The 13532-nt window shown below is 41.9% G+C and carries 13 protein-coding genes; 4 read left to right on the plus strand and 9 right to left on the minus strand.

Going from position 1 to position 13532, the window contains the following annotated elements; genetic code table 11:
• From ACH10T_RS07195 to ACH10T_RS07210, 4 genes are all read left to right on the plus strand, one after another.
• A partial coding sequence (locus ACH10T_RS07195; protein ID WP_394808633.1) for an integrase core domain-containing protein occupies positions 1-318 on the plus strand: 318 nt, incomplete at its 5' end.
• 344 nt (positions 319-662) lie between these two features.
• A complete protein-coding gene (locus tag ACH10T_RS07200) occupies positions 663-2027 on the plus strand; it encodes a cytochrome P450 (RefSeq protein ID WP_394808634.1) in 1365 nt (454 codons plus the stop codon).
• Between the two features lie 165 nt (positions 2028-2192).
• Complete coding sequence (locus ACH10T_RS07205) at positions 2193-3509, plus strand: c-type cytochrome (RefSeq protein WP_394808635.1); 1317 nt, start codon at positions 2193-2195, stop codon at positions 3507-3509.
• Positions 3463-4023, plus strand: a complete 561-nt coding sequence (locus ACH10T_RS07210; RefSeq protein WP_394808636.1) for a hypothetical protein — start codon at positions 3463-3465, stop codon at positions 4021-4023. Before ACH10T_RS07205 ends, ACH10T_RS07210 begins: the two co-directional genes overlap by 47 nt.
• Positions 4024-4205: 182 nt before the next feature.
• Here ACH10T_RS07210 and ACH10T_RS07215 read toward each other — a convergent pair whose 3' ends face one another.
• From ACH10T_RS07215 to ACH10T_RS07255, 9 genes are all read right to left on the minus strand, one after another.
• Entirely contained in the window at positions 4206-4523 is a 318-nt protein-coding gene (locus ACH10T_RS07215) for a DUF4389 domain-containing protein (RefSeq protein ID WP_394808637.1), read from the minus strand.
• A 170-nt stretch (positions 4524-4693) separates the two neighbouring features.
• Entirely contained in the window at positions 4694-5188 is a 495-nt protein-coding gene (locus ACH10T_RS07220; RefSeq protein ID WP_394808638.1) for an NlpC/P60 family protein, read from the minus strand.
• Between the two features lie 59 nt (positions 5189-5247).
• Positions 5248-6327: a chemotaxis response regulator protein-glutamate methylesterase gene (locus tag ACH10T_RS07225; RefSeq protein ID WP_394808639.1), complete on the minus strand. Its 1080-nt coding sequence runs from the start codon at positions 6325-6327 to the stop codon at positions 5248-5250.
• 37 nt (positions 6328-6364) lie between these two features.
• Entirely contained in the window at positions 6365-6976 is a 612-nt protein-coding gene (gene cheD / locus ACH10T_RS07230) for a chemoreceptor glutamine deamidase CheD (RefSeq protein ID WP_394808640.1), read from the minus strand.
• Between the two features lie 4 nt (positions 6977-6980).
• Positions 6981-7847, minus strand: a complete 867-nt coding sequence (locus ACH10T_RS07235; RefSeq protein WP_394808641.1) for a CheR family methyltransferase — start codon at positions 7845-7847, stop codon at positions 6981-6983.
• A gap of 355 nt (positions 7848-8202) precedes the next feature.
• Positions 8203-9936, minus strand: coding sequence for a methyl-accepting chemotaxis protein (locus tag ACH10T_RS07240; protein ID WP_394808642.1), 1734 nt, complete (start codon positions 9934-9936; stop codon positions 8203-8205).
• A 63-nt stretch (positions 9937-9999) separates the two neighbouring features.
• On the minus strand, positions 10000-10512 hold the full coding sequence (locus ACH10T_RS07245) for a chemotaxis protein CheW (RefSeq protein WP_394808643.1): 513 nt from the start codon (positions 10510-10512) through the stop codon (positions 10000-10002).
• A 62-nt stretch (positions 10513-10574) separates the two neighbouring features.
• Positions 10575-12758, minus strand: coding sequence for a chemotaxis protein CheA (cheA, locus tag ACH10T_RS07250; RefSeq protein ID WP_394808644.1), 2184 nt, complete (start codon positions 12756-12758; stop codon positions 10575-10577).
• A gap of 137 nt (positions 12759-12895) precedes the next feature.
• On the minus strand, positions 12896-13261 hold the full coding sequence (locus ACH10T_RS07255; RefSeq protein ID WP_394808645.1) for a response regulator: 366 nt from the start codon (positions 13259-13261) through the stop codon (positions 12896-12898).
• Positions 13262-13532 lie beyond the last annotated feature (271 nt).

Raw genomic sequence — 13532 nt, forward strand, 5'->3', positions numbered from 1 at the left:
CCGTCTCGGTCAGGATGTTACACCAACCCTTTGTTTCCTAATGTCACTTGGAAAAACAAGACAATTTCAACAGTTAATTACTACATAGCCAAAATAAAAGCCATGTTACTTCGGACCAACGGTATTTGTGAGCGATTCCAAAAAACCATCTTGCAGGCGTTCTATCAAGTGACTTTCCCCAAGAAACTCTATCATGATTTGGAATCCTTACAAAAAAATCTGGACAGCTGGATCGATTATTACAATAATGAAAGAATTCATCCGGGCAAAATCTGTAATGGAAAAACTCCTATGGAGACCTTGCTCGGTGGAAAATAGATTTGGAACAGCAAAAATCTGAACCAAATCAAACCTAACAGGCATCCAGTCAATTCGGTAACTGTACGTCTGATCTGAGCTAGTACAACTGAAACAAACACGATTATTCCGGGCAACTCGAATCGTGGATATAATTATGGAAATCATCTGAGGGACAAGCAAGCCGAATACTCGAATTGACAGAAGTTTATAATCTCTTCGTAATTTTTTAGTCGTCAGAAATATTTTATTAATTCTTTTGTGGTGTTATTTATCCAGAATTCCATGGGATTGTCTTAGATGATTCCTCATGGATGAAGTAACAATTCCTAAACCATAACTTACTAATTAGAAGGGGAGGATTTATGACTAATATCGCAACTAGCAACACCAAGGATTATCTAGCCGAATATGATAGTGCCGCCACGGCGGATAAATACCCCCTAGTGCGTCGCTGGATGATGAGCGAACCACTCCCATTTTTTAAACAATTACGTGCTCAACGTCCTATTCTTATTACCCCTGAATGTGTTTTAGTGAGTCGTTATACGGACGTGACTGATTTATTGCAAATGCCAAGAATATTTACGGTCGATCTGTACAAACCCAAAATGGGAGTGACAGCTACGGATCCTGGTTATTTAATGGCGCATGACGATAATGCCTTTCACTACCGCGAGAAATCCTTAATGCAAGGTTTGCTGAATCGTAATGATTTGCCAAGAATCCGAGCTTTAATCGCACAAGCCAGTCAAGAGATTCTTGCGAACGCTGATGGCAATATCGACATCGTATACAACTATTGCCGTATGGTGCCAGCCATCCTGGTGCAGCAATACTTTGGTTTGGGTAATGTGGATAAAAAGGATTTAATCGATTGGTCATTTTGGAATCAATATAATACATTCCACAATCAACCATTTGATTTAAATTCACCAGAACAAAACAAATTTATTTTAGATAATCATGCACGCGTATCTACTGCGCTCGCCAATTACATTAAAAAAGAATTGATCGAAAAGTTAGCCATGGTGAAGCTAGAGCAAGCCAAAGATTTCTTCACGATTGTTCAGCGCATTGTGAAAGGTATTCTTGACAAGCTAACTGGCAAGCCCACGCTCATCCCGAAAGATGATGTGTTCACACGTATGTTGCGTACCAGTTTCCCGCAACAAGTTGAATTTGATTTAGTACGCGTGGGTGCTAATGCAGGTGGTTTGTTGATTGGGTCGATCGAAACCACTTCACAAGCAACGGCTCAAGTAATCGAATTTTTTGTTAATCAACCAGAACTGCTGGCAAAAGCCAAAACCGCAGCACAACAAACAGACTTGCAAGAATTTGATAATATCGTGTGGGAAGCGCTGCGTTATGTGCCGATTAGCCCCTATATGTTCCGCCAAACTTCACAAAACTATACCTTAGCAAAAGGTACAGATTATGAGACGCTGATACCTGCTAGAACTAATGTGCTTGTGCTTACGCAATCGGCAATGTTTGATACTTTTGCCAATACCAACCCAGATGAATTCAATCCAGACCGTACTTTTTATCACAATTTTAATTTCGGATTTGGTTCACATGATTGTTTAGGTAAATATGTGGGCATGGAAATGATCCCGGAAATGGTCCGTCAAGTGTTGCTGCTAAAGAATTTACGAGCAGCAGCGCCGATTGATTTTAAAAATGGGCCATTCCCAGAATCCTACTCGTTAGTTTGGGATAAATAAGTTATTGCAACGAAACACTATTCTTCATATATCTATCAATGCCTTCGTATATAAAGTCATTGATAGAGTATCTCCAATGGGCATGATTTTTAACGCTATTCGAATAATAATGAGTAGCGTTAAAAATCATATTTGATATAAACAATAGCTTCATAAGGAAATTACATGAAAAAATTGTTATTGGGTTTGGTTGTAGTGGTAACTGGTGCAGGTTATTTTTTGTATTCCGCCGATGGAGGTTTTAGTAAACAACTGGCTGCACCTGAGCCCCCCGCTTTTGTAAAGGCGGTGCCCGATGATTGGAAAGCATTCAAACAAAATAAAATGACCGCGCGCAACGCGCACATTGCCAAATATCAGACTGCCTACAATCGCTTTGCGGATTTTGCTCAAAGTGAAACGGATGGTATTCCCTACATCATCTTAAAATTATTGCCTAAGGTTGCACCTGAGTACTGGGGAGAAGGTGATGATTTCTTAAGCGTCATGGGCCTGCTTTACGATGAGCGCTTGCAGGGTTCACCAGTTCCACGTGGCATGGGTTTTACTGGTATGTCGCGTGTTGATCCAGAAGGTAATATTGATTACGCCTCTTTCGCCTGCGGTGCGTGTCATATTGGGCGAGTACGTCTTGATGACAACAGCATTTATTATTTAGATGGCGGCATTAATTCTGAGCTTAATGTAATCGGTTACCGCAAACGCTTAGTACAATCCATTACTAAGTTGGTGGGTAAGGAAACGGACCTTGCTAAACAGACACAATTGATCAAAGAAAAAATTCTAACCGCATTGGATGAAGCGCGCACCTCTGATCCAAATTATTTTTATAAAAATTATACTTACGAAGACCGGAGATTTGACACTGCGTACGAGCAAGCGCAAGTTGATTTATTCAAATCAACCGCTGATAAAGTGATTGCACAGTTTATTCAGCATCATGTTAGTGAATATGAAGGCTGGAAAGCATTTGTCGACAAATACTACAAAGGTGCGGAATCACGATTGTATGATGGTTTGCCCGGAATGGAGGATGCAATTGGTTTCAATACCGTAAAAGCCAACATCAACTTAAAACAAAAGGCACTTACGAAGCCATTTGCATCACTTGCGCTGCCGCCGAGTCATGGTGTAACGGATATCATGGTGGTGTGGGAGCAAAACACGCACGACCCAATGTGGAATAGCGATAAATCCGATTTAATCAATGGTGGTGGGCAGTGGACAGGGCATATTCCATTACCTATCTATAAAAACATTGCGGCACAATTAACAATTGGTTATGAAAATGTAGATGTGCGCGTATCGGCATTTTCGGAAGAAGTACTGGATAAAATGCCTGCGAGCGTTTATCCGTTTGAAGTGGATATTGCATTAGCGAAAAAAGGCCAGGCATTATTTGCCGAAAACTGCACCGTCTGCCATCAACCCAATAATGGTGAAGTTTACCGCGATATTGGCACAGATATGGGGCGTTGCTAAGGTTGCCGGATTGTTTGTCACGCTCGGTGCAATCAGCGGTTTTAACGATGTGTGTGGCGCGGATACTGTCGTGCAAATGTATGGTAAAGATGCTAAACCTTGTGCACACTATAAAGGTGTCTCACTGGAGGACAAAAAATATTTAGCAATGACACCACCAAAATTACATGATGGTTACAACGCTTTACCCTTGGTAGGGTTATGGGCGCAAGCGCCTTACTTACACAACGGCTCGGTGCCAACGCTTTATCATTTATTGATGCCTAATGAACGCCCTACTGTGTTCGTAAAGAGCCGTTTGGATTATGACAAAAAGTTGGTCGGTTTTGCATGGAATAAAAACGAAACGACAGCAAATAAAGAAGGCTACGTTTTTGATACCCGTTTATCGCCAGCCATGAGTAATAAAGGTCACGACAAAGATATTCAGCAGGATGGCAAAACTTTCAAACTTAATTGGAGTAATGACAAAGCGGGAGCCTTGGCGATCATCGAATATTTAAAAACCCTTTAGTAACTCCTTCTGATTCGCCCCAGCATTTTGCTGGGGTAGTGAGATTTTTGAGTATTTTCAGTTGTCAATGAATGATGTGATAAACGATGGGGTCTTGCAGACAGTGAGCTTTCCCCTGTTTTTCGTCTTCCAATGGGCGAGCAGTTTTATGCCATCTGCTTTTCTTCCTGCTGAATGATTGGCTAATCGTTTGCGTTGGTATCTTTAATCAGTTCAATATCGCTTATACTATTAGGCCATGCACTAAACGGAAATGGGCATTGATCACTGTTGAATGACAGAAAGATTATTATTTGATGGATATAAGCACCTAAATTCTTACTGAATCCAAGTAGCAACACATTTGTTTGACCAGTTAGTATCAACGTAACATACTGAAAAAAGAAAATACTGATAATCAAGAAATTAGAGAAACCATAGATACACATAAAAAGAATCATATAAAAACCACGTTGCCAGATTTCTTTTTTTTGTAATCTTTGTTTGATTTCTTCATTCATTTTACTTTCCTACCAGAATAGAGTTTAGTCACCATGCTGCATTCTCAAACAATATGGTCGCACTATTTGTTTGCCAGCACTGTAACACTGTAGGTGAAGAACAAACAAACGTACAAACCCAAGCTTTTGCGTTTAAAGAAAACGAATGCAAACTTTCTCGGAATTATTTTTTATATACGAACTGATTTCCAATAGTTAGATTTCCAATAAACATTATCTAACCGGGATATTGTGACGCCTTGTTTTTGAGAGGCGTGTAGAAATTTATTTTTCTCCAGATAAATCCCTACATGTTCTGAAGCTGATCCGGTTTTAAAGAATATCAGATCACCGGCTTTTAAATCATCTTTCCTAATTTCTTTTCCTAATCTTGCTTGCATTCTGGTCGTTCTAGGCAGATGCAGTCCGAGTTTTGATTTAAACGTCAAATGCACAAAGCCAGAACAATCAACTCCCCGTTGACTGAGTCCGCCTCGTTGATAACGTACACCCTGCCATTCATTAAACTGGGAATAAAGTACTTTCTTGACATGACTGGGGTCAGTCGATTTATTAGCAATCGGATTAGGGTCAAACTTAACCGAAGTTTTTTCCTGGAGAGACCCGCAGCTCACTAAAAAGCTAATACCAATAAATACGATAAATCGAAGAATAATCTTTTTCATTGGCAATGTACTTTTTACCTTACCTCAAATCAAGAAATAAGCATGAGCATGAACGAAAGCTAAACGCGATTACCGTGTAACCCCATACTGGAAACTTTTGACAATACCGATCTGGCCATGTCTTTCAGTGAAACAACATCATTCACTCCACCTGCCGCAATTGCTTCTTTTGGCATTCCAAAAACAACACAGCTTGCTTCATCTTGAGCAAAATTATAAGCACCTGCTTTGTGCATTTCCATCATTCCAGCAGCACCATCTTTACCCATACCTGTCAGAATCACACCAATAGCATTCTTTCCGGCACAATTAGCTGCCGAGCGAAATAGTACATCAACTGAAGGTCGATGTCGACTAACCAGCTCACCTTGATTTAATTCAGTCATGTAATTTGCACCACTACGCTTGAGCAATAAATGTGAATGGCCTGGTGCGATATATGCATGTCCTGGTAACACTCTTTCACCACCTTGCGCCTCCATCACTGATATTTTACAAAGACTGTCTAAGCGATTGGCAAAGGACTTAGTAAATCCCTCCGGCATATGTTGGGTAACCAGAATCCCTGGTGAGTCAGGCGGCATGCGTATTAAAAATTCTTTAAGGGCTTCTGTACCGCCAGTAGAAGCACCCACTATGATTAATTTTTCTGTTGAAGCAATACGATTTGAAATGGCTGGCAAAACCGCATCTGCTGAAACACTCTTTGTGACCGGCATTGGTGCATGTCGCTTGAGTCTTGCTGACTTTGCAATACGAATTTTATTTGCGATCTCATTGCCATATTCTTTCAATCCGGTCGCAATATCAATTTTTGGCTTAGACACAAAATCAACTGCACCCAACTCAAGCGCGCGAAATGTTACATCAGAACCTTTCTCGGTTAACGTTGAAACCATTACTACCGGCATTGGTCTCAAACGCATTAATTTTTCCAGAAAATCAAGCCCATCCATTTTTGGCATTTCAACATCCAATGTCAGTACATCAGGGTTCAGCTCTCGAATCATTTCGCGTGCCACCAGAGGGTCAGGCGCAGAACCAATAGCTTCCATATCAGGCTGACTATTAATAACTTCACTTAATAATTTACGAATTAAGGCAGAATCATCAACAATCAGAACTTTAATTTTTTTCATGATAGGTTCTCAATTTAGTACGACGATTAAAATTGTTTTAAGTAAATAACTCAATATCTCCATCAGAATCAACTTTACGTAAACGCTGCCTATAATCTTTTTCTCGCTGAGAAATCGTATTGTTATGTATATTGCGCAATTTCTTCACCATGACTTTATTATTTTTTGGAAAAAAATAAACTTTCCGAGGAAAAATATCGACCAGATCTTTTGCGATAACTCTTATTTTTTCTGTTTGTAAGAATTTTAGAACAAAATCAGCATTCCTCGGACCGACATTTGCAACCGTTAATCCGTCCAGAACATTTCCACCGCCAAATACTTTAGCCTCAAGATTGCACCGACGGGCACCCAGTTTTAATAGCTGGTTAATCAGTATTTCCATTGCATAAGTGCCATATCGGGCTGAAGCGTTTAACGGACTACCTGCATCAGCTCCTCCATCAGGAAGCATAAAATGATTCATACCGCCGATACCACTGTAACAATCACGAATACAAGCCGCAACGCATGAACCGAGTACTGTTACCAAGAGCATATCCTTGTCTGTGACATAGTATTCACCCGGCAACAACTTAACCGCCTGGCTGTTAAAGCTCTTGTCAAAATATAAATTCGTTGCAACTTGCTCATCAATGACCTCAGCCATACGACTACCTCAGTCTTTTAGCTAGCTCATAAACCGTTTTTTCACGCAACTTAAATAAATCAACCGCATGCTGAAAACTCTCAGAATGGCCCGCAAACAATAATCCATCTGGGGCCAGTAACGGTACAAACTTCTTCAGAATATTGTATTGAGTTGGTTTGTCAAAATAAATCATTACATTACGGCAGAATATCGCATCAAATGGGCCACGTATCGGCCAACTTTCATCAAGCAAATTCAACTGCCGGAACGTTATCATATTACGTAATTCTGGACGCACCCTCGCCGATCCAGCATGATGTCCTTTACCTTTTAGAAAAAACTGCTTGAGTTTTTCCTTAGGTAGCTTCTCTAACTTATCGAGAGAATAAACGCCCAGTTGTGCTTTTGCGAGCACATTGGTATCCAGATCCGTGGCTAAAATATGAACAGGGGGTGTAAATGTTTTAAATGCTTGCACCATTGCCATAGCCATTGAATAAGGTTCTTCTCCAGTAGAAGATGCACTGCACCAGAGCTGGATTTTTTTCTGATTCTTGCGGTGCTCCACATGTTTCTCAAGAATCGGAAAGTGATGCTGTTCGCGAAAAAAAGCCGTTAAATTGGTCGTCAGAGCATTTGTAAATGCCTCCCACTCTTCAGGATTACCTCGCTCCAGAAAATTCAAGTATTCATGAAAACTATTTAGACCACTAACACGTACACGCCGCGCAAGTCGGCTATACACCATATTTCTCTTACCCGCGGAAAGTGAAATGCCTGCATGTTGGTATATCAGTTTCCTAATACGATCAAAATCAGCCTGAGTAAAAATGTATTCACGTGATCTGTTATCAGAGTTTTCCTCACGACCACCTAAAATCAATTCCATAATATATCCATCCGTATTAGAGTAGATACTGTTTGCGAGAGGTGATTATTTCCGGCAGTATCAAATTCCAGAGCTTTATCACTTCATTGTTAGAACAATCATGCAAAAAACATGAATAAAATGATGATCTAAAAACAACGAGCTTCAATAAATTGCTTCCATGAAGCTAATTATTCAAGAACCTGGTTTTATAAAAAATCAGAATTGCTAACTAATATCGGGCAGTCAAAAAATTGAAATAACATTTATATATCAATCATATACAATACCAAATGCACCACACTCCCACTAGGCCAACAATACAGTTCTCAGATAAACACCACCCGATTACCGGGTGGTGTTCGGGTATAACGATTTAGAATTCTTCCCACTCATCACCGCCACCGCCTGAAGCAACTTTACGCGGTTGTGCCGATGATCTAGATTCTGAGTTAGAACTGACCGCAGCTTTTTTCGTAGCAAGACCGCGATTAGGTAGTTTGGCAACTGTGGTAGGACGATTACTTCTTTTTACCGTTGTTGGTGTACGGCCGCCATCGCCAGCCAGCTTAAATGTACTGACTGCCTGGGTCAGTGTTTGCGCTTGTTCCTGCATAGATTCCGCCGCTGCAGCAGCTTCTTCCACTAAGGCCGCATTTTGTTGCGTGACTTCGTCCATCTGAGTCACGGCTTGATTGACCTGTTCAATACCTGAGCTTTGCTCTTGCGATGCGGCAGAGATCTCAGCCATGATGTCGGTCACACGCTTGACAGCATTGACGATTTCATTCATGGTCGTGCCCGCTTCATCAACCAGGCGGGTACCATCTTCCACTTTGCTAACTGAATCGCTAATCAATTCCTTGATCTCTTTGGCTGCAGCAGCTGAGCGTTGCGCCAGTGTGCGTACTTCGGTTGCCACTACGGCAAAACCACGCCCTTGTTCACCGGCACGCGCTGCTTCTACCGCTGCGTTTAACGCCAGGATGTTGGTCTGAAAAGCAATGCCGTCAATGACGCTGATAATGTCGACAATCTTCTTGGAGCTTTCATTGATTGAACTCATGGTTTGTACCACTTGCCCCACCACAGCGCCGCCTTTCACCGCAACTTCGGAAGCACCTGCTGCCAGTTGGTTGGCTTGGCGTGCATTATCCGCATTCTGTCTTACTGTGGAAGTCAGTTCTTCCATCGAAGACGCGGTTTCTTCCAGACTGGAAGCCTGTTCTTCCGTGCGTTGACTCAAATCCAAGTTACCGGAGGCAATCTCTCCGGATGCTGTGCTAATCGTGTCGGTACCGCTGCGTATTTCACTGACGATCTTAATCAGATTATCCTGCATTTCTTTAATTGCGAATAACATGCTATTCGGATATTTTGTGTTAACGGCAATATTGCTCGACAGATCTCCTGCGGCAATTTTTTGCATGATTTCCCCCGCATATTTCGGTTCACCACCCAATTGCGCCAGCAGATTACGTGTGATCACCAAGGCAAGCACGATCCCGATTGCAACGGCAATCGCCAATAATGCGATGATCAGCGTTTGCGACGTTGCGAAGGTCTGGTCAGCCATTATGCTGGCAGCAATACCTCCTGCGGTATTTAAATCCGATAATTTAACCAACTGATCGGACATTTCATCATAGACTTGCTTGGATTGGCCATTCAGATATGCCCGCGCTTCTTCGGTTTTATTTGCTCGAGAAAGCGTAAGGAGTTGACCGTGCGCAGTTAAATATTGCCTCCATCGTTCAGAAAATAAATCAAATATCTTTTGTTCCCCAGGAGAAGAAATAAGCCTTCTGGATTCTTCGCTAGATTTTTCTATCCTGGCCTGCAAATTGGCAATTTCTTTTTCATAATGGTTCATATCCTGATCAGATGTGGAAAGCACATGACTCATTTCGCCAATCCTTAAATCGGATGTAAAAAGATTTAAATCCGCCGCAGCTTTCGAGGCAGGCAGCCATTCCCCGGTAATTGCAGTGGCAACATTATTGAGGCTATTCAACTGGTATAGCGAAAAACCACCCAGAAAAACCATAAAGCCAAGCAACGCCATAAAAGCCCCCACCAACTGGGTACCAATTTTCATTTCATTCAACATGCTCATTACTCCTAGTAAAGACTGTTATTGCAACCTGTTTTGTTTCAAACAAACCCATACTCATTAATTAATGTTTTGATCAATCAAACCCATGTCGCTACTACTCATTAGCTTCTCGATATCAATCAATATCAACATCCGTTCCTCGACTGTTCCAAGACCCATGATATATTCCGTATCAATAACCGAACCGAATTCCGGTGTCGGACGCATCTGTTCGGCTTCCAGAGTCAACACGTCGGATACTCCATCCACCACGATCCCCATGACGCGACCGGCCACATTTAAAATAATGACCACGGTAAATTGATCGTAGTCCGCAGTGCCCAGCCTGAATTTGATCCGCATATCGACAATCGGCACGATGATCCCGCGCAGATTAACGACTCCCTTAATAAACTCGGGCGCATTGGCAATTTGGGTAATGGAGTCATACCCGCGAATCTCTTGCACCTTGAGTATTTCTATCCCGTACTCTTCGTCGCCCAGACGAAAGGTCAGAAATTCATCGGCCATATGACTGGTAACCCGACCGGATGACCTTGTTATTGGAGTTATTGCTTGCTCGTGTGACATAATATTACCTCCTTATTTCTTTATAAAAAGTATGCGATAAACATATCAGTGGTTCATACTGTCTATACTGCTTCTCGCTGTGACGTCATAATTAATGCAGCAGTATCAAGAATAAGTGCAACTTTTCCATCGCCCATGATCGTCGCACCTGAAACACCCTGTACTCTCCGGTAATTACTTTCAAGGCTCTTAATAACGACCTGATGCTGTCCAATCAGATCATCCACAAACAACGCCATCTTGTGACCTTCAGCCTCTAGAATCACAAGGATCCCTTCATGTAATTCCGTGACATTAGGACGTAAGTTAAAGATTTCGTGTAATGCAATCACAGGCAGATATTCACCGCGCACTTGCACAACCCGCCCATGGCCACTAACCGTTTTAATGTCAGCAGCAGTCGGTTGTAACGATTCGATAATATAATTGAGTGGCACAATAAACATTTGGTCACCAACTGCCACCGATAATCCATCAAGAATTGCCAGCGTTAACGGCAACCGAATGGATATGCGTGTACCCACCCCAAATGCAGATTCAATGTCAATACGTCCGCCCATACCCTGAATATTACGCTTTACAACGTCCATACCCACACCACGCCCGGATACATCAGTCACTGTATCCGCTGTAGAAAATCCTGCTTCGAAAATCAATAACCAGACTTCCTGATCGGTCATAGCATCATGTACGGGTAAACCACGCTCTCTCGCTTTGGCAAGAATTTTCCCACGATTTAATCCGGCACCATCATCACTGACTTCGATCACGATACTACCGCCTTGATGAAATGCACGCAGCGTGATTGTCCCTTGCGCCGGCTTGCCTGTTGCAGTACGCTTCTCTGGTACTTCTATGCCATGATCCAAGCTATTCCTAACTAAATGAGTTAGCGGATCAGCAATCTTTTCAATTAAACCCTTATCGAGTTCTGTGTTCTCACCAACGGTCTTCAGTTCAACACGTTTATTCAATTTTGCTGCCAGATCGCGCACAACACGAGGATATCGGCTGAATACAAAACTGATCGGCATCATTCGGATCGACATCACAGATTCTTGTAAATCCCGTGTATTTCTTTCTAATTGATTCATGCTGCTGTGAAGTTTTTCAAAGACTATCGGGTCAAACTGAGTAGCAGTTTGGGCAAGCATCGCCTGTGTGATTACTAGCTCTCCGACCAAATTAATCATTTGATCCACTTTCTCAATACTCACTCGTATCGATGAAGCCTCGCTGGCAGGAGCTGCTGCTGCATTAGCTTTACTGGAAGATTTATTCGATGTTGCTTGTACTTCATTTTTGCTATTGCTTGTACTTTCTGGCTGTGGTGAATTCAGACTCGACTCTGCCTCATCAATGTCCCTTGGTGCAGCAGGCGCTCCCGGAAAAAAAACATAACCTGGCGCAGGCGGCATATTAGCCATTGAAAGCTCATCTTCATCGACTATTGATTCTGCACCAATACTTACGGAATCCGTGATCTTAGGTTCTATCGCGACAGCCACAATCTTCTCGGATGTTGCGACTGCAATCTTTAAGGTTGCCGGATCGACTATAAACGCCAGCGTTTCCCAAATATCTTCTTCACTTTTATTGGTAGTGAGTTTCAATTTACACCAATCCATCTCAGAGGCTGGTGTAAGGTTCTCCAGATCACCCAACTGCTTCAAATTAGCAAATAGATTTTCTAAGGTAGCATTACCTATGCCGACACAAGAAAACTCGATACTGTAGTTAAGTTTCGATGAGTCATCTATTGTTGAGACCTCAACTTGTGCAACTTCGGCTTCTACTGGTACTGCTTCAGTATTGGTCGCAGTATTCGTTAACTCTGTAGCTGGCGTTGGCGCTTGTGTTTCATCACTCAGTCTTTTCAGTTCTTCACAAACTGCTGCAGCAACGGTTGGATCAGCTTGACCTTCTCCACGGTGTCCCGCCAATTGCGCTTTAATGACATCGCCAGCCTGTAGAAAGGCATCAACCATCTCACTGCGCACTTCGAGTTCTCCCTTACGCAATCTATCAAGCAATGTTTCCAACATATGCGTCATCTCCGTCATATCAGTAAAACCAAATGTACCCGCTCCACCCTTAATAGAATGCGCAGCACGAAATATTGCGTTCAAATCTTCCAAATCCGGAGAATTTACGTCTAGCCTCAGCAAACATGTTTCCATATTCGCAAGTAATTCCGAGGATTCTTCAAAAAATATTTCATAAAATTGTTCGAGATCAGTACTCATAAGTAACCCTGTTTCAAGTTGAGTTGTTAGGCTAGCACTTTAAAGAATCAAGCAAATTAGGAAACAGAAGCATAAAAATTATTTAATCTATAAACTCAAACAAGCTATCTGCAACTCATTAATACATATATTAATTATCAACCAATCACTTTCCCAATCACTTCTAGCAACCGCTTAGGGTCAAATGGCTTAACCAACCAACCTGTTGCCCCTGCCGCTCTGCCTTTTGCTTTTATTTCATCTCCTGACTCAGTAGTAAGCATCAAGATTGGAACAGTTTCGTAATGGGTCAATTTGCGCAACAATTCAAGCAATTTCAATCCATCCATGCGCGGCATATTAATATCGGTTAATACCAGATTAACCTTATGAATATTCGCTTTGTCCAATGCATCTTGACCGTCAACGGCTTCAATAACTCCATAGCCAGCACCTTTGAGCGTAAAAGCAACCATTTGCCGAATTGATGCAGAATCATCTACTGCAAGTATTGTTTTAGCCATTCCCCCCACTCCTCTTGCTAATGTTGTTAATCTTCTTGATAAAACTGTGCACTCAAAACCATTTTTCTCAAAAAAGTTCAGTGTCACCCATCTGCATACCTTGCTGCACAATCGGCTTTCTTTTACTTTTATTCTTCGCTTCATTGACTGCCTTCTAAATTCCTTCATGTATCGTTTGTGAATCGTCCCGGGATTTTCGGAGATAAAATGATTTGAGAGGATGAAGAGATGAAGAATCAAATCAGTTATTCACCGGAAGTACGAGAACGAG

Origin of the sequence: Nitrosomonas sp. (assembly GCF_043753625.1) — a bacterium.
Lineage (GTDB): Bacteria > Pseudomonadota > Gammaproteobacteria > Burkholderiales > Nitrosomonadaceae > Nitrosomonas.